The sequence below is a fragment of the Citrobacter telavivensis genome (assembly GCA_009363175.1).
Taxonomy (GTDB): domain Bacteria; phylum Pseudomonadota; class Gammaproteobacteria; order Enterobacterales; family Enterobacteriaceae; genus Citrobacter_A; species Citrobacter_A telavivensis.
Map to the genome: position 1 here is coordinate 965,275 of CP045205.1, position 21,190 is coordinate 986,464.

The following is a 21,190-nucleotide window of genomic DNA, read 5'->3' on the forward strand; positions in this document are numbered from 1 at the left end:
ATCAATTCTGTAAAACTGACGACACCAGCAGTTGGGTATAAGGGTGGTGCGGATCGTCGAGCACGCGGTCGGTTAATCCACTTTCCACCACCTGACCCTGTTTCATCACCAGCAGACGGTCTGCCAGCAGGCGCGCCACGCCTAAATCGTGGGTGACAATCACCACCGCCAGATCCAGTTCCACCACCAGGCCGCGCAGCAGGTCCAGTAGCTTCGCCTGTACGGAGACGTCCAGGCCGCCGGTCGGTTCATCCATAAACACCAGCTTCGGATGCGTGACGAGGTTGCGGGCGATCTGCAGACGTTGCTGCATGCCGCCGGAAAAGGTGGTCGGCAGGTCGTCGATACGTGAGGCCGGAATTTCGACCTCTTCCAGCCAGCGCTGCGCCGTGGCGCGGATCTCGCCGTAGTGGCGCGCACCGGTCGCCATCAGGCGTTCGCCGATATTGCCGCCCGCAGAGACCTGACGACGCAGACCGTCCAGCGGATGCTGATGCACCACGCCCCATTCGGTGCGCAGCAGGCGACGACGGTCGGCCTCGCTCATGGCGTAGAGCGAACGGTTCTGGTACTGAATCTCGCCCGACTGCGGCGTCAGGCGTGAGGAAATGGATTTCAGCAGGGTGGTTTTACCTGAACCGGACTCGCCGACAATGCCCAGCACTTCGCCAGGCCACAGGTCAAAAGAGACCTCGCTGAAGCCTTTGCCCGGCGCGTAGAGATGGGTCAGGTTATTAACCGAAAGCAGCGGTTGCGTCATTGGCTGAGTGCCTCGCTCTGTTGGCGGCAGTAGTCGGTGTCGGAGCAGACAAACATCCGTTTGCCGGTGTCATCGAGCACCACTTCGTCAAGATAACTGTGTGTTGAACCGCAGATGGCGCAGGGCTCATCCCAGGTCTGCACGGTGAACGGATGATCGTCGAAGTCGAGGCTTTCCACGCGGGTATACGGCGGCACGGCGTAGATCCGTTTTTCGCGTCCCGCGCCAAACAGCTGGAGGGCGGGCATCATGTCCATCTTCGGGTTATCGAATTTCGGGATTGGCGACGGGTCCATCACATAGCGGCCATTCACCTTCACCGGGTAGGCGTAGGTGGTCGCGATGTGGCCGAAGCGGGCGATATCTTCATACAGTTTTACCTGCATGATCCCGTACTCCTCCAGCGCATGCATGGTGCGGGTTTCTGTTTCGCGCGGCTCGATAAAACGCAGCGGTTCGGGGATCGGCACCTGGAAGATAATGATCTGATCTTCTCCCAGCGGCGTTTCCGGGATCCGGTGACGGGTCTGGATAAGCGTGGCGTCTTCCGTGCGTTCGGTGGTATTAACGCCGGTGACGCGTTTGAAGAAGTTGCGGATCGATACGGCGTTGGTGGTGTCATCCGCGCCCTGATCGATAACCTTCAGCACATCCGGTTCGCCAATCACACTGGCGGTAATCTGGATCCCGCCGGTTCCCCAGCCGTAGGGCATCGGCATTTCGCGACCACCGAACGGCACCTGATAGCCTGGGATCGCCACCGCTTTGAGGATCGCGCGGCGGATCATGCGTTTAGTCTGCTCATCCAGATAAGCAAAGTTGTAGCCGGAGAGGTTAGTGGTCACGGGCGGCCTCCTGTTGCAGGCGTTTGAGCAGTTCCAGCTCGGCCTGGAAATCGACGTAGTGGGGGAGTTTGAGGTGCGAAACAAAACCCGCCGCCTCGACGTTATCCGCATGCGCCAGCACGAACTCTTCGTCCTGTGCTGGTCCCGTGACCGTTTCATCGTAGTCGGGTGCCTGTAGGGCTCTGTCCACCAGCGCCATTGCCATCGCTTTGCGTTCGCTCATGCCGAACACCAGCCCGTAGCCGCGAGTAAAGTGGGGCACGTCGTGTTCCGGGGCGACAAAGCCGTTGACCATTTCGCATTCGGTCATCAGCAGTTCGCCAACGTTGACCGCAAATCCCAGCTCTTCCGGCACCGTTTCCAGCGCAACGTAACCGCTGCGGATCTCGGCCGCGAACGGGTGATTGCGCCCGTAGCCGCGCTGGGTAGAGTAGGCCAGCGCCAGCAGATAGCCCTCATCGCCGCGCATCAGCTGTTGCAGGCGCGAGGCGCGGGAGCAGGGATAAACCGGCGGCGTGCGGGTGATGTCATCCGGCGCGATGCCGTTATCTTCTTCGGGCTTCGCCAGCCCCTGATTCGCCAACAGCGAAAAGACGTGCGGGGCGGCTTCCTGTGTACTCTCTGCGGTCCGCAACGGTGGCGTTTCGCCATTCGCCAGCAGCGTAAAATCGAGCAGACGATGGGTGTAGTCATAGGTTGGCCCTAACAGCTGTCCACCCGGAATATCTTTATAGACGGCGGAGATACGGCGTTCCAGGCGCATTTCCGCGCTGTTCAGTGGCTCACTCACCGCCAGCTTCGCCAGCGTAGTGCGATAGGCGCGCAGCAGAAAGATGGCTTCGACGTTATCGCCGCTGGCCTGCTTGAGCGCCAGCGCCGCCAGTTCGCGATCGGCAATACCGCCTTCGGTCATTACCCTGTCGACAGCCAGATTCATCTGCTGTTCGATCTGCGCCACGCTCAGTTCGACAACCGCATCGTCGCCCCGGCGTCGGTGCTCCTGTAACGCATGGGCATTGGCTATTGCCTTCTCGCCCCCCTTGACGGCTACGTACATCAGCACACCTCCACATGGGTGGTTCGCGGAATGGCCAGCAGCCGTTCGCCACAGGTGAGGATAAGATCGACGCCCAGCGGGAACGGATGCGGGCGCTCGGTGAGTTCGTGAATCAGGCACTCTGGCAACTGCGGCGCGATCATCCGCTCTTCGGCGATACCTGCGCCGGTCAGACGCAACATCCGCCCGCCGCTCAGGCTGGAGACCTGCACGATCAGCGTGGCGCTGGATTCCGGCGCGACGGCAGAACCGGCGGAGAGGGCATTAAGCTGTTCGCTGCTGATCTGCTCGTCGGCCACGGCAAAGGTTGCCAGTTGCGGCTGTTCGACCATCGGCGCGTTGGTGTGAAAACGCAGGTTCTGGCTGGCGATGTCATTATTAAGCGCAGGCGATAGCCAGACCGGCGTATCGCCATCGACCAGCGTCAGCAGAACGCTGGTGGTTGCCAGATTCAACGGCTGCCAGCCGTGTTTCAGTTGATGCAGGGCAACAATCACCCCCGGTTCGCTCATCGCTTTCAGCAGGCGGCGAAAGCTTTGTTGGGCGTCCTGGACGGGCAGGGTAAAGGCGGTCTGTAGGGTCATTCGTTATCTCCGCGTACCAGCGTAAAGAAGTCGACCCGGCTGGCGTTGACTTCGGCGCGACGTGCGGTAATTTCCGCCTCGCGTTCTGCCTCCAGCGGGCTAATTAAGGTTTCCATCAGGTTCTGGAAATGCGTCTGTTCCTGCAGTAAGGCGTCGATGACGGCGCACTGCTCGGCGTGATGTTTGTTGCGTCCCAGCAGGTAGCTGTAGCCCAGCGTGCCGCTTTTCAGGCGTACTACTGCGCGGGTCAGCGTGGTGTCTCCGGCAAAGAAGCGGTTGCCGGTGCCGCCCATGCGCGCCTGAATTTGCATCAGCCCGGTTTCCGGGGCGCGAATCAGCTCATATTCCGGTGCCAGCTTTAACGCCTGGAGCCGCGCATTCAGGGCATCGGCCTTGCTGAAAGCCAGCGCGCGCATCCAGCGCTGGCGGGTGGCGGTATCGAAATGCATTCAGTGCTCCATAGTGAATTCGATCATGTCGGCGCGGGTCAGGCTGACGGAGTACTCCATCGCGCGTTCTTCGCCTTCACGGTGGTTCAGGGTGCGCACGCAGAGCAGCGGCGCCATATTGGGGATTTCCAGGACCTTGCTCTCTTTCGCCTGCGCACGGCGGGCGCTGATGCGTGTCTGTGTGCGCTTGAGCGTGAGGCCGGACTGCTCGCGCAAGTAGTCGTGCAGCGAGCCGTGATTAAAGCCCTGCAACAGCGGCCAGAGGGTGAGGTCGGAAAAGTAATGGTCAATCAGACACAGGGCAATGCCGTTCACCCGTCGCAGGGTGCGCAGGTGGATGACGTTAGTGCCCTCCTGCGTGCTGAGCGCATCGGCAACGTGACGGGAAGCCGGGCGCAGCACCGCCAGCAGTTTTTCGCTGGTGGGATGGCTTCCCTGATCCAACAGGTTTTGACTGAAGCGTGCCTGGGCGTTAAGCGGATAATCGAACGGGCGCATCAGTACCAGCACGCCAACGCCCTGACGACGCTGTACCCAGCCGCGCTCAACCAACTGGTCGATGGCGCGGCGCAGGGTGTGACGGTTAACCTCATAATGCGCGGCAAGCTGATGCTCGGCGGGCAGGTAATCGCCGCAGCGGTAGTGTTGGCGTAGCTCCTGCTCAAGTCTCGCGGCAATCTCCTGATAACGCGTCGGATAACTGGTCGGATGTGTAGACAAGTGCATAGCAATCAATGCCTCGCTAATCAGATAAAGTGCTTACGTAAACGCTGGGAGAGAAAATCCAGCAGGCTGACGGTGACGATGATCAACACCATCAGGGCGCAGGTTTGCTGGAACTGGAAACCGCGAATCGCCTCCCACAACGTGACGCCAATGCCGCCTGCGCCCACCATCCCCACCACGGTTGCCGAGCGGACGTTAGATTCAAAGCGGTACAGCGAGTAGGAGATCAGCAGCGGCATCACCTGGGGCAGCACGCCGTAAAGAATCTCTTCGATTTTGTTGGCACCGGTGGCGCGAATGCCTTCAACCGGACCGGGTTCAATGGCTTCCACCGCTTCGGACAACAGTTTGGAAAGTACGCCGGTGGTGTGGATAAACAGCGCCATGACGCCAGCAAAGGGACCGAGACCGACGGCGACCACGAACAGCATGGCAAACACCATTTCGTTGATGGCGCGGCAGGCGTCCATCGCCCTTCGCATTGGCTGGTAGATCCACCAGGGCACGAGGTTGTCGGCGCACATCAGGCCGAAGGGAATAGAGAGGATCACGGCCAGCGCGGTGCCCCAGACGGCGATTTGCAGGGTTACTGCCATTTCGCCGAGGTAGTCCCGCCACTGGCTGAAGTCCGGCGGGAAGAAATCGGCGGCGAAGGTCGCCATGTTGCCGGAGTCCTGAATCAGCGTGAGCGGGGCCATTTCGGCGCCTTTCCACGACACGACCAGCACGGCGAGCAGAATGGCCCAACTCACGAGCGAGAACCAGCTACGTTTCGGAGGTGGGACGGTGATGGTTTGCATGAAGTTCTCCGTGGTCTGTCATTGCCGGATGACGCTACGCTTATCCGGCCTACAGGTGGAACGTAGGCCCGGTAAGCACAGCGCCACCGGGCATAGCATTACTGCACCGCTTTGTTCACGCTGGTCATGGCGCTGAGCGCGGCGGTCAGACGGTCAAGATCGTCCAGTTGCGCTTTAATCGCGGAAGATTTACTGGTTTTCTCTTCAGCGTTCAGTCCTTTGTTGTCCTGCACGCTCTGCATCTCTTTAAACAGCGCGAGCTGGCGAATCGGTACCAGTTGCAGGTCGCTGGAGGCACGGAACGGTGCCCAGCCCAGACGTTCCAGCACGGTTTTTTCTTCCGCTGTTTTGCCGTAGTTCATGAAGAAGCCGTACACCTTGTCCTTGGTGGTTTCTGAGAGGTTCTTACGCCAGACGATCGGATCGCCCGGGATCAGCGGCGACTTCCAGATAACCTTCAGTTCTTTCAGCTTGTCCGGCGCGGAGGTTTTCAGCTTATCGAGGTTCTCGGTATTGTTAGTGGCAACGTCTACCTGTTTGTTAGCGACCGCGAGGGCATTGGTTTCATGACCGGCGTTGACGGTGCGTTTGAAGTCGCTGGCGGCGATGTTGTTTTTTGCGAAGACGTAATAACCCGGGACGAGATAACCGGAGGTGGAGTTAGGATCGCCGTTACCGAAGGTGAGATCTTTGCGTTTGGCGATCAGTTCGTCGAGGTTGTTGATCGGGCTGTCCTTGTTCACGATCAGCACGCTCCAGTAACCCGGAGATCCATCGGCGGCGACGGTCTGGGCGAAGACCTGGCCGTTGGCGCGATCCACGGCTTCCATTGCCGAGAGGTTGCCGTACCAGGCGATATCGACTTTATTAAAGCGCATACCCTGGATGATCCCGGCATAGTCCGGCGCGAAGAAGGCGTTCACTTTTACGCCCAGCGTCTTCTCCATGTCCTTCAGGAACGGGTCCCATTGGGGTTTCAGGTTTTGCTGTGATTCGGTCGAAATAATGCCAAAGTTCAACGCTTTTTCCTGCTCTTCAGCAAAGGCGGGACTGAGCAGAGTACTGAGGCTGAACATGCTGGTGAACGCCAGCGCGGCTACCGTTTTATAGCTCATCTATCATCCTTATTTAGCATTGTTCCAGGCTATTTCACCTGCCAGCCTGGGCTTTTTGAATTAAGCAGCCTGTGCGTTCTGTTCGACGCGGTTCATGCTGCGGTAGAGATGATCAAATCTTTCGTTATCAAAGAGCTGGCTGCTGCCGTCATAGAAGACGTGTCCCTGACGCAGTGCGACAATGCGTTCGCAGTAGCGCAGGGCGTAATCCACCTGATGCAGCGTGACGACGACGGTAATGCCGTCGGTCTGGTTGATGTCGCGCAAAGTGTCCATCACGATGCGCGCCGATTCCGGGTCCAGTGAGGCAATTGGTTCGTCGGCGAGGATCACTTTGGCCTGTTGCATCAGCGCCCGGGCGATTGCCACGCGCTGCTGCTGGCCGCCGGAGAGCGTTGAGACGCGCTGGTGCGCAAAATGCGCCATCCCGACGCGGGTCAGTGCCTGAAGCGCGCGCTGTTTCTGCTCTGCGCTAAACCAGCTAAAACAGGTGCGCCAGAACGGCGTACTGCCGAGCGCGCCAATCAGCACGTTCTCCAGCACCGTCAGGCGATTCACCAGATTGAATTGTTGGAAGATGTAACCGGTATGCGCGCGGCTCTTGCGGATATCGCGCGCCAGTCGGCCTTCATGCTGAACGGTGCGACCGAGCAGTTCGACGCGGCTACCTGGCGATTTATCGCCGGTGATCAATCCGCTCAGATGACGTAAAAGGGTGGATTTGCCGGAGCCTGACGGCCCAAGCAGAGCCACCATCTCACCGGAACCGATGTTCAGATCAACCGCATGCAGCGCCTGATGCTGATTAAACGTTTTGGAGAGTTTCTCGACGCGAATGATCGTTTCCATGATGCGGCCTCTCTATAAAAAGTGGCCCCATCGTGGCGGATCAATATGACGTTTGGGTTAAGGGGACGTGACTTGCCGATGAAGAGTTAAGGTGAGTTTGATGACAAGACGGGAGGCACGCCTCCCGCTGTGTTACTCGGTTGGCTGGGGTTGTTTGACGACATTGATCATCCACGGTATACCGTAGCGATCGCTGACTTTGCCAAAGCCATGTGCCCAGAAGGTTTCCTGCCAGTCCATTTCGATTTGACCCTCAGCGGCGAGATGGTCAAACCAGCGCTTCCCTTCGTCGACATTTTGCGTGTCGAGGACCAGCGTGAATCCCGAATAGTGGGCGTTGTCCGATGAAATGGCATCACTCATCATGATGTCGCTATTGGCGATACGCAGGTTGGCATGGGCGATAGCGGTATCGGGGAATGTCATTGCGGACGGGCAACCGTCTTCGCTGTCCTGCGCCGATTTGGGCATTTCACCGAAGCTGATTTTATAAAGGAGTTCTGCACCCAACGTCTTTTGATAATACGCGATGGCGTCAGCACAGTTTCCGGCAAAAGAGATGTAGGGACTTAACGGCATAATCTTTACCTCAGGTAAGAGAAGCCACTTAAGTGTAGTTACCCCGGGCCCGGTAAGCGAAGCGCCACCGGGCAATTAAAATCAGTTCTTTTTCACGAACTCTGATTTCAGTTTCATCGGGCCAAATCCATCAATTTTGCAATCGATGTTGTGGTCGCCTTCCACCAGACGAATGTTTTTTACTTTCGTACCGATTTTCAGCATCGAGGAGCTGCCTTTCACTTTCAGATCCTTCACCACGGTGACGCTGTCGCCGTCAGCCAGCAGATTACCGTTGGCATCTTTCACAATCAGCGAATCGTCTTCATGCGCCGATTCCGCATCGTTCCATTCGTGGGCACATTCCGGGCAGATGTACATGCCGTTATCTTCGTAAGTGTATTCGGAGTTGCATTGTGGGCAGTGGGGTAATGACATGTCGATTTCCTCAAAAGTCAGCAAGGGCAAAAGCGCCCAAAAAATGGCAGATTGCCGAAAAAGGACGCAATTATACACAAAATCCTTAACGTTGTCGGGACTACTCTGTTTTTAACGTAAATGCCGAACTGTGACCGTAACCGGACGGCCAGGCCAAAAAATCGAGGTAATATTTTTAAGGGAAATTGCTACCGTTTGTTATTTGAGATAAGGTGGCGAGAAATATCCTAAATAATTGGCTGGTCGATTTTCAGTCTGGGTTCTTTCAGCGCTTTACCCCTTATTTTTGGTAGGTGAAATTAACCTAAACTGGTCTGGTTTTTTATAAAACTGAACTACGCTTTTTTACTTCTTTACGTCACTGAGCGTCATTCAAAAGACAGTAATTAAAATAATAATTTCAATAATATCAGTAAATTAATTAATAAATCCTTTTCCATACGTAATTATTAAAGCCGAATATTCACTAATAAAATGAAACGGCTAAATAAAAGCAATAAAATTTGCGTTAAGGAAACATTTTTTATGTACACACAGACAATATATGAATTGAGCCAGGAAGCGGAACGCTTGCTGATGCTCTCTTTAGAACATCTTAAAACGGTAAAAAAAATGCCAACGGCAACGCTGGAGGGCGCTTCCTCATTAAAGAGAGAGGACGACCTTAACGTTCAGCCCATGCATTTTAGCGCCCGTGGGATCGAAACCCAGCAGGCCACGCTGAACAATGAGTTGCGAAAAATCTCGCGACTGGAAATGGTGCTGGCGATCGTCGGTACCATGAAAGCGGGAAAATCGACAACGATCAATGCCATTGTCGGGACGGAAGTACTGCCCAATCGCAATCGTCCGATGACGGCATTGCCGACGCTGATCCGCCATACACCCGGTCAGAAAGAACCGGTGCTGCATTTTTCCCACGTTGCGCCCATCGAGGCGCTGATGAAGACCCTCCAGGAGAGCATGCATGCTTGCGATCGGCAGAGTCTGACTCAGGTGCTGGAAATTGATAAAGACATGAATGGTCTCATGCAGCGCATCGAAAGAGGGGAAGCGTTTGAGCGCCACTATCTCGGCGCGCAGCCGATCTTTCACTGTCTGAAAAGCCTCAACGATTTGGTGCGCTTATCGAAAGCGCTGGAGGTCGATTTTCCTTTTTCTGCCTATGCGGCTATTGAACATATTCCAGTGATTGAGGTGGAATTTGTACACCTGGCGGGGCTGGAGAACTATCCTGGTCAACTGACGTTACTGGATACGCCGGGGCCAAACGAAGCCGGGCAGCCGCACCTGCAAAAAATGCTCAATGAGCAACTGGCCCGTGCCTCCGCCGTGCTGGCGGTGATGGACTATACACAGCTGAAATCGATTTCCGATGAAGAGGTCCGCCAGGCCATCGCCGCGGTCGGAAAATCGGTGCCGCTGTATGCGCTGGTGAATAAATTTGACCAGAAAGATCGCAACAGCGATGACGAAGAGCAGGTGAGGGCGCTGATTTCCGGCACCCTGATGAAGGGCTGTATTAACCCGGCGCAGATTTATCCGGTCTCTTCGATGTGGGGATATCTGGCCAACCGGGCGCGTCATGAACTGGCAAGCCGCGGTCATCTGCCGGATCACGAGGAGCAGCGTTGGGTGCAGGACTTTGCCGAAGCGGCGCTCGGGCGGCGCTGGCGAAGCGCCGACCTCGATGATATTGAACACCTTCGCCACGCCGCGGATTTGTTGTGGGAAGATTCGCTGTTTGAACAGCCGATCCGGACCTTAATTCATGCCGCTTATGCCAATGCATCGCTGTATGCATTGCGCTCCGCCTCGCATAAATTGCTGAATTACGCCCACAGCGCCCGCGAATATCTGGATTTCCGCTATCACTGTCTGACGGTGGCTTTTGACACGCTGCAACAAAATATCGTGCGTCTGGAAGAGGACATGCAGCAGTTGAAGGTGAGTCAGGACAGCGTCAGCGATGAAGTCCACCATGAGGTCGGGCTGGCGCTGACGTCGGCCAACGGCTTTCTCAACCAGCAGCAGGCCACGATCTTGCGCAGTATCGAGACCTTTTTCAGCCGCGAGCAGATACTGAAACTGTCGCGTGGCGATAGCTGGTCGCCGCTACCGCAGGCGGAGTTTGACGCAGAGATGCTGGTGCTGCACGACGAAGCGCAGGCGCAGGTGATCCTCAGTAAGCTGCGTGCCGCCTGTGAGGGCGTCCTGCTGGCGGCGCAGGAAAACATCAGCCGTGACCTGGGAATACGTTTTGAACAACTGGAAGTGACCCTCAGCCGTTCGCTGAATGAGGCGATGCGCCCCATCGAAATGCGGGTGAAAGCGGAGTTGAGTCATGCGGGATTCAGTCCCAGGATAAGCTTCCCGGCCTTTCACGCCGCCATGTTTAACTTCACGACGCGGCAGTTGTTCAGCGACGCGATTGCCCAGCAGGACCACGTCGAAAGCGACGAACCCCGGGTGGGCGGGGTGCGTGAGACGTTCTCCCGCTGGCTGAATCAGCCGAACTGGCGCTGGAATGACTATGTTGAAGCGAAGACGCGCTATCTGATTGATATCAACGCGCTGCACCAAAGTCTGGTGGAGTACGTCAGCCATTTCTGCCAACAAATTCGTAAAGCTTTAGCCGCGCAGGTCGATGTTTCAGTTACGGCAGGTATGGCAACATTTTTTGCCGATTTCTCATTGTGCCTGGCGGGATTGCAGGAGAGCCTGCGTGAGAGTTTGCTGGTTCGTCAGCAAAATGAATCGGCTGTCCAGAGTCTGAGTCAGCAGTTGCAGCACAGTATTGCCGCCTCCGCCTGGATTTATGAAGACTCCCGTCTGCTCCGTGACGACATTCAAACCCTTTTTGCGGCCGAACACACATGACAAACGCGTTACTGGAAGGCCCCGGACGGACGCTGGAATGTATCCACCCGAAGTTTATGGTCGATCTGGTTCAGGGAGAAGAACCGAAACGGGCAGGCGGCACGCTGCAACAGCAGCAGTTTCGCGAACGCCTGACGCTGGAGATCCTCTCCCGGACGCAGTTGCGGGCGTGGGCCATGGCCGGAATGTTCAGTGAACATCTAATGATGCGCCTGAAGCTGGTGGAAAAACTGGCGGGCATGCTCGATCCGGGGCATCTGGCGCTGACGCGAATCTCTGCACGACTGCATGTTTTACAACAGACTGACCTCTCTCGCGGGCCGTCTATCCCTGGACTGGCTCAACAGCTTACTTCGCTGAGCGAATGGTTTCGCCAGCGCAGCGCCTGGAAGGAGAAGGCGCTGAGCCAGCGTGGTCTTACGGTCCAGGCCGGGGAACACAGCGAGCAGGTGTTTACCCGCTGGCTGGCGGGCGCGTATGAGGGGTGGTCGTTACCGGGGCGCTGTTTTATTGCGCTGGAAGAGTTGCGCTGGGGACCGTTTGGCGATGCCTGCCGTCTGGCGAATCCGGACGTGGCGGCGATGCTGAAAGATAATCTCCGGGCGATGGCGACAAACTATCTGGCCCACAGTATCAATGCCGCACCCACGACGCGTCACTACTATCACCAGTGGCTAAATACCACCGCGACCACCGGTTCAGGCGACTACAGCGACATGCTGAGCTGGCTGGGAGACTGGTGTGAGGCGGATAAACATCCGGTGTGCTGGTCTGTGACGCAGCGCTGGCAGACGGTTGCGCTGGGTATGCCGCGACTCTGTTCGGCAAAACGACTGGTGGATGCGATGGTTGAAGAGGTGTTTCCACCCTCTCCCCTCATGCGCTGAGAGGAGAGGGGTGATGATTAGTGGTTTGCGGATTCCGCTGTCGTTTCTTCCACCGTCGCTGGTGCCGGAAGCCTGGCGAAGCGTTTGGCGTAGAGCGCCGTAATAATTGGCACCAGAATCGCCGTGACCACTACGCTTGCGGCGACCAGCGCCGTTGCGGAGGCGGCGACCGGTTCAAACGCCGGGTTGATTTGCGCGATGATCACCGGGTTGGCGACGGCGGCACCTGCCGCAGAGGACGCCGCGACACCCGCAGTACCATTACCGCCACCGATCACGCGGTCAGCAATAATCAGCGGAATACCGGTGATGATAATGACCGCCACACCCAGCAGGATACCCAGCAGACCCGTATCAACAATCACGCCCAGGTTGATGGTGTTACCCAATGCAAAGCCGAAGAACGGAATCAGTACCGGCGTCGCTTTGCTGAAGAACGCACGCAGATCGTGGTCAAGGTTGCCCAGCGTGAAGCCGACCAGGAACGGCAGCACTGCGCCGATAAAGTGATGGGGTTCAAAGGAGCCCAGACCCGCCGCGCCCAGAATGACCATCGTCATCAACGGACCGGATTCCAGAGACATCAGGACGAACGCACCAGACTCTTCTTTCGTACCGTACTGGTTCATCAGGCTGGCATACAGACCGCCGTTGGTCATATCCATCGCGGAAACAATCGCCAGTACGGAAAGACCGGCAAAGAAACCGGTCTGAATACCGGTATCCGGAATAAACGATGCAGCAATCATTGCCACTGCCCACGCTACGGCAATTTTGGTAATCACCAGCGTGCCGGATTTACGCAAGACCGTACCGGTAGCGCGTAAATCAATCGATGCCCCAATACAGAAAAACCACACAGCAAGAATCGGTACCGTGCCGGTAATCATGCCTTTTGTAAAGGAACCAAAATAAGCACCGGTATTTGGTGCAAGGGTATTTACAACCGCACCCAGCAGCAATGGAATCAACATCATCCCACCAGGGATGCGTTCAATGGTGGCTTTAATTCTCATAAATGTCCTCACTTCTTGCCCGCGGAACAAACGGGTAAGGTGGCAAAAAATATTAAAATTCAGATTGTTATATCTAAACAGAAAGCAAGGAGAACCTGCATTCTCTTTATGTTGTACGTAGCGATTGCGCCTGGGATCGGCGTCTTTCGCTTCCCGGTGGTATTACATCGGCTATTATCTTGCATTCATCGGAATGCTGATTCAATCAAAACGAAACAGTGTTTTAGTTATCTTTGTCACATAATCAATCTAAACATTCCAGTGCGATCTGAATATTTAAAATTACCGTAAAGAATTTGTGAAAAATGAGAGAGAATTACCTGGCAGAATAATAATAACGACAGTGACTTTTTATTAAGGAAGCGCAATAAAATAGAGATTGAAAGCGTAAAAAAGCACAACACCGCGCTTTAAAAAAAGAGACTCAGAATCACCTTATTTACCTCCGTTGACGAAACCTAAACATATATGTGAAGTTGATCACAATTTTAAACACTGGTAGGGTAGATAGCTCATTAACCGCCCAAATCAGGCGTCAACAGGTTCGGTTGTACAGGCCTTAACCAGTCCGTGTAAGTAAACCTGCTACGCTTGTTTCAGGGGTTGCACCTGAGCAACCCGCGCTCGACGGTGACGTTCGCGCTTAGTGCGCCAATGGCGTCGGTATGCAGCGAGACAGGGCTTAGTCTACGAGGACAGCTATGCTGAAAAGGAAAAAAGTAAAACCCATTACCCTTCGCGATGTCACGATTATTGATGACGGTAAATTGCGCAAGGCGATTACCGCAGCGTCGCTGGGTAATGCGATGGAGTGGTTTGATTTTGGGGTTTATGGGTTTGTTGCTTACGCATTAGGTAAAGTGTTCTTCCCGGGGGCTGACCCCAGCGTGCAGATGATTGCCGCCCTTGCCACCTTCTCTGTTCCCTTTTTGATTCGTCCGCTTGGCGGTTTGTTCTTCGGTATGCTTGGCGATAAATATGGTCGCCAGAAGATTCTTGCCATCACCATTGTGATTATGTCGATCAGTACTTTCTGTATCGGCCTGATACCGTCCTACGCCTCGATAGGCATCTGGGCACCTGTCCTGCTGCTGTTGTGTAAGATGGCACAGGGCTTCTCTGTCGGCGGTGAGTACACCGGCGCGTCGATCTTTGTGGCCGAGTATTCCCCGGACCGTAAACGCGGCTTTATGGGAAGCTGGCTGGATTTCGGCTCCATTGCCGGGTTCGTGCTGGGTGCAGGCGTGGTGGTGCTGATTTCGACGGTTGTCGGGGAAGAGAACTTCCTGGAATGGGGCTGGCGTATTCCATTCTTTATCGCCCTGCCGTTAGGGATTATCGGACTCTATCTGCGTCATGCGCTGGAAGAGACACCGGCGTTCCAGCAGCACGTTGATAAGCTGGAACAGGGCGATCGCGAAGGTTTGCAGGACGGGCCAAAAATCTCCTTTAAAGAGATTGCCACTAAGCACTGGCGCAGCCTGCTGGCCTGTATTGGCCTGGTGATTGCCACTAACGTCACCTACTACATGCTGCTGACCTATATGCCGAGCTATCTGTCGCATAACCTGCATTACTCTGAAGATCACGGCGTGCTGATTATCATCGCTATTATGATCGGGATGCTGTTTGTTCAGCCGGTGATGGGGCTGCTGAGTGACCGCTTTGGCCGTCGCCCGTTCGTAATCATGGGCAGTATCGCGCTGTTTGCGCTGGCCATTCCGGCCTTTATCCTGATTAACAGCAATATCATCGGCCTGATTTTTGCTGGTTTGCTGATGTTGGCGGTGATCCTCAACTGCTTCACCGGGGTGATGGCCTCTTCGCTGCCGGCCATGTTCCCGACGCACATTCGTTACAGTGCGCTGGCGGCGGCCTTTAACATTTCAGTACTGATTGCCGGTCTGACGCCAACGCTGGCGGCCTGGCTGGTGGAAAGTTCGCAGAATCTGATGATGCCGGCCTACTACCTGATGGTGATCGCCGTGATTGGTTTCATTACGGGTATCACCATGAAAGAGACCGCGAACCAGCCGCTGAAAGGGGCAACGCCTGCTGCCTCGGATATTCAGGAAGCGAAAGAAATTCTCGGCGAGCACTACGATAACATCGAGCAGAAAATTGAGGATATCGATCAGGAGATTGCTGACCTGCAGGTGAAGCGTACACGCCTGGTGCAGCAGCATCCACGGATTGACGAGTAAGCCTTAAGGTTCGCTTAATCTCTGACTGGCACACTCTCTTCCATACCCTGGAGGAGAGTGTGATGAAACAGCGTGTTTATGAAAGTGTAATGACCGTGTTCAGCGTAGTGATTGTCAGTAGCTTCCTGTACATTTGGGTCTCAACCTACTAAGCCTTCTTCAATATCACCGACGCGCGGGTTCCGGTTGTTCCACTGCGATTTTGCAGGAAAAACTGCCCGTGATGCAGCTGCGTAATGCGGCTTACAATGCTTAACCCCAATCCGATTCCGCCGTAACGGCTGTCCATGCGTACGAAGGCTTTGCTGAGTTCGCCGCACTTGCTCTCGTCGATCCCCGGTCCTTCATCTTCTACCGCCATGGTTGCCCGATCATTAACATTTAGCGTAATGGTGATGGTAGTTCCTTCCGGACTGTAGCGATGGGCGTTCTCTACCAGATTGCGCAGCAGCATTCGCAGGAGCGTCGCATCGCCCTGCACGATGGCATCGTCCTGACGATCGGGCAGCAGCAACAGCGTTTGTTCGCGCTGTTCCAGCATTGTGCTCAGCTCATCGTAAGACGGCAGGACAACATCTTCCAGCAGCCTGACCTGTTGATAATTTCCCGATGAAAAGGACTGGCCCACGCGGGCGAGTTGTAGGAGCTGCGAGACGCTGTCCATCATTTGATCCAGACGGCCAAGCAGCGGGGCGACATCCACGTTATGCGCCTTTGACAATAGCTCCAGATGCAGGCGAACACCCGATAACGGCGTTCGCAACTCGTGTGCGACGTCGGCGGTAAACAGGCGTTCGTTCTCGATGGTTGCGGTCAGTCGATTCACCAACTGGTTGAGTGCGGAAACAACCGCTTCAATTTCGACCGTCGAACTGTGAATTTCGATGGGGGAGAGATTATCCGCCGTGCGGGTCTCTAACTCTTGCTGCAGATTGGCGAGCGGACGGGTGATGCGGCGAACGGCCTGATAGCAAATGAACAGCGTTAGCCCCACCATAAACACGCTGGGGACGATCAGACTGGCGATCGCCTCGCGGATTTCATGCATGATGTGGCGATCGTTATTGCGGTTATCCCGCAGCGCCTGTTCAAACAACTGGATCTGCTCAGTGCTTTCGTGCCAGAGCCAGAAGGTGCTGATAAGCTGGAAAACCAGCAAAATCATGCCGATGGTTATCATCAACCGCCGACGCAGGGTCATTGGCTGGCGCAGAAAACGCTTCAGATTCAATTAGCTTTCCTCAGTCGCGGTCGCCACCAACATGTAGCCAAAACCGCGCACGGTACGAATACGTGACTTTCCAACTTTATCGCGCAGGTTGTGGATATGCACTTCCAGGGTGTTGGTCGACGGTTCGTTATCCCAGTTATAGATGTCGTTATAGAGAATTTCCCGGTGCACCGGACTTCCCGATTTCAACATCAGGCGTGACAGCAGCGCGTACTCTTTGGGGGTGAGGATTAACTCTTCTCCCTCTTTCCACACCTGCCGACGGCCCATGTTCAGCGTCAGATTGCCGACGACCAGTTCGCTCTCGCCCTGGTTATTGTGACGACGCAGCAGCGCGCGAATACGGGCGTGCAACTCTTCCAGCGCAAAAGGCTTCACCAGATAATCATCCGCGCCGACGTCCAGCCCGGAGATCTTATCGCCGAGCGTGTCGCGTGCGGTGAGGATCAGCACCGGCAGGGTATATTTTTTCTGCCGGATGCGGGTAAGAAAATGCAGGCCATCTTCGTCAGGCAGGCCGAGATCCAGCACCACCAGACTGTAATGACCGGTCTCCAGACATTGCTCAGCCGCGCGGGCGGTCGACACGCCATCGCAGGCATACCCTTCGGTTTGCGCCGCCAGAATCAAGCCCTGCAAAAGCAGCGTATCGTCTTCAACAATCAATATTTTCATTCAGTGGTTCTCCTGCAAGGCTGCAGAATATCATCTGCGGCTTGATATTGCGTGGTCTGTACGCCGGTCAGTCCCAGCATGGTCGAGAAAAGATTGTCCTGCGAGTAGTCCCGATCGTGCGCCTGTTTTTGCAGGCAGTTTGCATCAACCTGGTAGCGCTGCTGATAATCCTCTGACAGCCACAGCAGCATCGGCACATGCTTCTGCGCATCTGGCGCAATGGCATACGGCAGGCCGTGCAGATAGACGCCGTTTTCGCCCAGCGACTCGCCGTGGTCGGAAAGATAAACCAGGCTGGTGGTAAATTTGTCCTGATGCGCTTTCAGGAGATTAATTGTTTTATCAACAATATAGTCGACATACAGCACGGTATTATCGTACGTGTTCACTAATTGTTCCTGTGAACAGGTCTGGATTTCATTGGTATCGCAGGTCGGGGTAAATTTCCTGAACTGCGGCGGGTAACGGTTGTAATAGGTGGGGCCGTGGCTACCGATGGTATGCAGCACGATCACCCCGTCGCTCTTCAGGCTGTTGATGTACTCCTCCAGACCGTGGAACAGCACCTCGTCATAGCATTCGCCGTCGATGCATTCACCTTTCAGGTTTAGCGCCGTCATATTCTGATGCGGTACGCGATCGCAGGCGCCTTTACAGCCGCCGTCGTTGTCGTTCCACAGCACGTTAATCCCCGCGCGCTGGATAATATCGAGCATGCCTTCCTGATGCTGCGCCAGTTCTTCGTCGTAGTGCTTGCGCGGCATGTTGGAGAACATGCATGGCACAGACACCGCCGTGGCGGTACCACACGACGTGGTGCGCGGGAAGTAGACCACATTATCTTTTGCTAACAATGGGTTGGTTTCACGTGAGTAACCGCCAAGCGAGAAGTTTTCGCCACGTGAGGTTTCACCGACGATCAGGATGGTCAGATTTTTACGCTTCTCTTGCTGCATCTGCGGATTGCGATGTGCATCTTCACCGATACGTACCAGCGGCAGGTGCGCGAGGCGTTGATGGGAGTACCAGGACGAACTGGCGACAATGCCGTTTGACGGGCTGAGGGCTTTGACCAGTTCCTTATTGTTGCGAAACAGCGAGGCGTAATCTTTATAGAAAAAGGCCGCCACCAGAACAATCAATAATACCGACACCAGCACGTTGGCGGCGCGATACAGCACGCTGCGCAGGGCCGGCGTGGTCGGTTTGATTTTGATCCAGCAGGCGACGAACGCCGCCAGAATGCCGCTAAGACCGAGTGTGAGAACCATTCGTGGCGTCATCAGGGCGAACGTTTCGGCAGGCGTGGTATCCACCATATTGGCAATCATCGAGCGGTCGATGATGATGCCGTAGGTCATGATGAAGTACTGCGCCGACGCGGCCATCAGAATAAACAGGCAGGCCAGCAGGCGGTTTAGCCACAGGAAAGAGGCCAGCGTCAGGACAATATTGATGACGCTGAACGCCACCACCGGCATTGATAAGAAGACCAGTACGTTACGCAGGGAATCCAGCGGCAGGGCCTGCACAACCTGCTTGTAGAATGCGATGTTCAGACAAACAGACAAATAGAATGAAACCAGTAGTAACCAGGCCAACAGGCTGAGAATGGGTCTTTTGATAATGCGCTTTAACATGGTGGAGCTTCCGTAGACTAAGTAGCGCCGATCCTCGCAGAGTAAAGTTAAGCCAACCTTAAGAACTTAAGGTTGGCTTAATGGGGGAAAATGACGGGGTTAGTTCCGGTTAACCGGCGCATCCAGCGGGAAGGGGTTTTTGTGGATCCGGTTGTAGTTCAGGGCGTACAGCGCGGTGATGATCATCAGGGTCACAAACGACCACATCACCTCTTTCGCGCCAGAACCGACCACCGCCCAGATGCAGTAGATAAAGGCGACAAAGGTCACCAGCAGATAGAGCGGACGCGCTTTGCCGAAGTGTCCGTGGCCGAGCAAAAGCAGCGCAGCGCAGGTGTACAGATACGGCACCAGCGTAAAGATGACGGACACAGAGGAGACGAGACCAAACTCTTTCGCGGCGTTGGGCGACATGCTGCTGAACTGGAAGACCGTCATCAGAATACCGACGATAATCAGCCCGGCAACCGGTGTACCGGCCTTATTCACGCGGGCAAAAATGGGCGGGAAAAGACCGTCATCGGCGGCGGCTTTTGCGGTCTGTCCGGCCAGCAGCGTCCAGCCACCCAGTGAGCCTAAACAACCTGCTGCCGCGCAGAAGGAGACAATCGCGCCGGCGGTATTGCCCAGCGCCATGCGTGCTGCGTCACCGAACGGTGATGCGGAGACGCGCAGCGCGGCGTTGGGGATCATCCCCATGATGGCGGTCGTGGAGAGCACGTAGCACACGGCAGCAATCAACACGCCGCCAATGGTGGCAATCGGCACGTTGCGTTTCGGGTTTTTGACCACCCCTGCCGCGACCGAAGCGCTTTCGACCCCGATGAACGACCATAGCGTGACGTTAAGGGTGCTCTGAATCGCGCCAAAGGTGTTCATACCGCTCACGTTCCAGGCGGCCATATAGGTTTCGCCACGAAACCAGAACCAGCCAAACACCGCGATACCGACGATGGGGACCAGCGCCAGCACGGTGGCGACGGCCTGAACGCGGGTGATCATTTTCGGACCGACAATATTGAGCAGAACGAAGATCCACAGTACCATCACGCAGGTCAGCGTTAGCACCAGCGGGTCTTTCAGAATCGGGAAGAAGTAGCTCAGGTAACCGACGCCGATAACGACCATCGCGATGTTACCGATCCAGCAGGCCAGCCAGTACAACACGTTGGTTTGATAACCGAGGAACGGCCCAAAGCAGCGGCGTGCGTAAGCGTAAGAACCGCCGGGACTGGGATCTAAGGACGACATTTTCGCGTAGACCATCGACAGCGCCAGCGCGCCGATAATCGTGACTAACCATCCGTAGATTGCAATCCCGCCGGTGGCGGCCAGGTTAGCAGGCAGCAGGAAAACCCCTGAACCCATTATATTCCCCGACACCATTAAGGTGACGGGGATTAAGCCCACTTTGTGAGCATCAGCATCCGAGGACATAAATAGACTCCTGAAAGGAACAACAAATGATGTTCTATAATACGCCTTCAGGGGTCGGTTGAATTATGTCCGGTACGGGTTATCGCTAATGCTGATATTATCGTGGCTCATTGTAAAGCGATCAAAAATCACGCTACTGCACGGTCTTTAAACTGGCTGACATAATGCAATGGGGTCATGCCATAATACTCTTTGAACACAGAGATAAAGTAAGATGTACTGTTATAACCACACAGTTCGGAGACCTGGGATATATTCTTGCCATCCATCAGGAGCTGATTAACGGCGTAGCGCATGCGGCAAGTGGTGATGATTTGACTGTAGCTGGTATTTTCGCTTTTGAGTTTCTTCTTTAGCAAACTCGGGCTCAGACAGAGGCAACGGGCGACCTGGTTAAGATTCCAGGCTTTATGAATATCACTCTCAATAATATGATAAACGCTGTCGCTGACGCGACTTCGCAGCATATACATGAGCAGGGGCATGAACTTCTTACTGTCGAGGAAACGTGATAACACGGTGAACAGCAGGGCGCGCGTGCGTTCCTCTTCACCTGGACTGTCGGTATGCGCAATGCTGTGTTGCGCCGCTACCCGAAAAACATCGGGGGTCAGACAATCGGCGGTTAATACCGGGGAGGAGCTCCGTTGCCAGAGTGGAATAGCCGTGAGATCTTTATTTAAGAAACGAAGGTAGTCTTTAATTATATCGCGGCTAATATGTGCGACCAGTGCGTTATTAATTGATGATATATCGACGATGTTATTTTCACAGGCGATGAGTGCCATATGATTCGCTTTTAAATTGATAGCCTCTTTACCATTTACACGTAGCCAGACGTCTTTTTCAGTTAACACGATGATGCAAGGATTATTGCTGAAAATTCTCATACCCCAACTCCCGAAATATGAACATAAAATACCCGTTCTCGCCAAAGGGGAGAGATAAAACAGATATTTTGATTTGTATGACGAATGAAGTCCACAATAAAATAATGGTTTTGGTTAAAATTACAATAGGCGCCAGCTAAATGCTATGT

21 protein-coding genes are annotated in these 21,190 nt (G+C 55.0%); 4 read left to right on the forward strand and 17 right to left on the reverse strand.

The annotated features are described in order from the left end of the window. Position 1: 1 nt before the first annotated feature. The 11 genes from phnK to GBC03_06855 form a co-directional block, all read right to left on the reverse strand. Positions 2-760 carry a phosphonate C-P lyase system protein PhnK gene (phnK, locus tag GBC03_06805; protein QFS69932.1) on the reverse strand — a complete coding sequence of 253 codons (759 nt, stop codon included), beginning with the start codon at positions 758-760 and terminating at the stop codon, positions 2-4. Further along, a complete protein-coding gene (phnJ, locus tag GBC03_06810; GenBank protein QFS69933.1) occupies positions 757-1,605 on the reverse strand; it encodes an alpha-D-ribose 1-methylphosphonate 5-phosphate C-P-lyase PhnJ in 849 nt (282 codons plus the stop codon). The genes phnK and phnJ overlap by 4 nt, the downstream gene beginning before the upstream one ends. Continuing rightward, entirely contained in the window at positions 1,595-2,662 is a 1,068-nt protein-coding gene (locus GBC03_06815; protein ID QFS69934.1) for a carbon-phosphorus lyase complex subunit PhnI, read from the reverse strand. Before GBC03_06815 ends, phnJ begins: the two co-directional genes overlap by 11 nt. Then, a complete protein-coding gene (gene phnH, locus GBC03_06820) occupies positions 2,662-3,246 on the reverse strand; it encodes a phosphonate C-P lyase system protein PhnH (GenBank protein ID QFS69935.1) in 585 nt (194 codons plus the stop codon). Before phnH ends, GBC03_06815 begins: the two co-directional genes overlap by 1 nt. Next, positions 3,243-3,695, reverse strand: a complete 453-nt coding sequence (gene phnG / locus GBC03_06825; GenBank protein ID QFS69936.1) for a phosphonate C-P lyase system protein PhnG — start codon at positions 3,693-3,695, stop codon at positions 3,243-3,245. The genes phnH and phnG overlap by 4 nt, the downstream gene beginning before the upstream one ends. After that, positions 3,696-4,421 (reverse strand): phosphonate metabolism transcriptional regulator PhnF, encoded by a 726-nt coding sequence (gene phnF / locus GBC03_06830; GenBank protein QFS69937.1) that lies wholly within the window; start codon positions 4,419-4,421, stop codon positions 3,696-3,698. It lies immediately after the preceding gene. 20 nt (positions 4,422-4,441) lie between these two features. Continuing rightward, positions 4,442-5,221: a phosphonate ABC transporter, permease protein PhnE gene (phnE, locus tag GBC03_06835; protein ID QFS69938.1), complete on the reverse strand. Its 780-nt coding sequence runs from the start codon at positions 5,219-5,221 to the stop codon at positions 4,442-4,444. A 98-nt stretch (positions 5,222-5,319) separates the two neighbouring features. Next, complete coding sequence (gene phnD, locus GBC03_06840; GenBank protein ID QFS69939.1) at positions 5,320-6,336, reverse strand: phosphonate ABC transporter substrate-binding protein; 1,017 nt, start codon at positions 6,334-6,336, stop codon at positions 5,320-5,322. A gap of 60 nt (positions 6,337-6,396) precedes the next feature. Continuing rightward, entirely contained in the window at positions 6,397-7,185 is a 789-nt protein-coding gene (gene phnC / locus GBC03_06845; protein ID QFS69940.1) for a phosphonate ABC transporter ATP-binding protein, read from the reverse strand. A 132-nt stretch (positions 7,186-7,317) separates the two neighbouring features. Beyond that, positions 7,318-7,764, reverse strand: coding sequence for a VOC family metalloprotein YjdN (gene yjdN, locus GBC03_06850; GenBank protein QFS69941.1), 447 nt, complete (start codon positions 7,762-7,764; stop codon positions 7,318-7,320). Between the two features lie 81 nt (positions 7,765-7,845). Further along, positions 7,846-8,181, reverse strand: a complete 336-nt coding sequence (locus GBC03_06855) for a phnA family protein (GenBank protein QFS69942.1) — start codon at positions 8,179-8,181, stop codon at positions 7,846-7,848. A 525-nt stretch (positions 8,182-8,706) separates the two neighbouring features. Here GBC03_06855 and crfC point away from each other — a divergent pair. Beyond that, positions 8,707-11,061, forward strand: coding sequence for a clamp-binding protein CrfC (crfC, locus tag GBC03_06860; protein ID QFS69943.1), 2,355 nt, complete (start codon positions 8,707-8,709; stop codon positions 11,059-11,061). Further along, a complete protein-coding gene (locus tag GBC03_06865; protein ID QFS69944.1) occupies positions 11,058-11,948 on the forward strand; it encodes a hypothetical protein in 891 nt (296 codons plus the stop codon). Before crfC ends, GBC03_06865 begins: the two co-directional genes overlap by 4 nt. Positions 11,949-11,965: 17 nt before the next feature. On the opposite strand, the gene kdgT is transcribed toward GBC03_06865, so the two are convergent. Then, entirely contained in the window at positions 11,966-12,964 is a 999-nt protein-coding gene (kdgT, locus tag GBC03_06870) for a 2-keto-3-deoxygluconate transporter (GenBank protein ID QFS69945.1), read from the reverse strand. Positions 12,965-13,665: 701 nt separating this feature from the next. Here kdgT and proP point away from each other — a divergent pair. Both proP and pmrR read left to right on the forward strand, forming a co-directional pair. Beyond that, positions 13,666-15,168, forward strand: coding sequence for a glycine betaine/L-proline transporter ProP (gene proP / locus GBC03_06875; GenBank protein QFS69946.1), 1,503 nt, complete (start codon positions 13,666-13,668; stop codon positions 15,166-15,168). Between the two features lie 62 nt (positions 15,169-15,230). Next, complete coding sequence (gene pmrR, locus GBC03_06880; GenBank protein ID QFS69947.1) at positions 15,231-15,320, forward strand: LpxT activity modulator PmrR; 90 nt, start codon at positions 15,231-15,233, stop codon at positions 15,318-15,320. Here pmrR and pmrB read toward each other — a convergent pair. The 5 genes from pmrB to GBC03_06905 form a co-directional block, all read right to left on the reverse strand. After that, entirely contained in the window at positions 15,317-16,399 is a 1,083-nt protein-coding gene (gene pmrB, locus GBC03_06885; protein QFS69948.1) for a two-component system sensor histidine kinase PmrB, read from the reverse strand. The two genes, pmrR and pmrB, sit on opposite strands and share 4 nt — an antisense overlap. Further along, the gene (gene basR / locus GBC03_06890; GenBank protein ID QFS69949.1) at positions 16,400-17,074 is read right to left on the reverse strand and encodes a two-component system response regulator BasR; all 675 of its coding nucleotides are present in this window, start codon (positions 17,072-17,074) and stop codon (positions 16,400-16,402) included. Continuing rightward, positions 17,071-18,714 carry a phosphoethanolamine transferase EptA gene (gene eptA, locus GBC03_06895; GenBank protein QFS69950.1) on the reverse strand — a complete coding sequence of 548 codons (1,644 nt, stop codon included), beginning with the start codon at positions 18,712-18,714 and terminating at the stop codon, positions 17,071-17,073. Before eptA ends, basR begins: the two co-directional genes overlap by 4 nt. 99 nt (positions 18,715-18,813) lie before the next feature. Further along, entirely contained in the window at positions 18,814-20,151 is a 1,338-nt protein-coding gene (adiC, locus tag GBC03_06900; protein ID QFS69951.1) for an arginine/agmatine antiporter, read from the reverse strand. Between the two features lie 128 nt (positions 20,152-20,279). After that, positions 20,280-21,041 (reverse strand): AraC family transcriptional regulator, encoded by a 762-nt coding sequence (locus tag GBC03_06905; GenBank protein QFS69952.1) that lies wholly within the window; start codon positions 21,039-21,041, stop codon positions 20,280-20,282. Positions 21,042-21,190 lie beyond the last annotated feature (149 nt).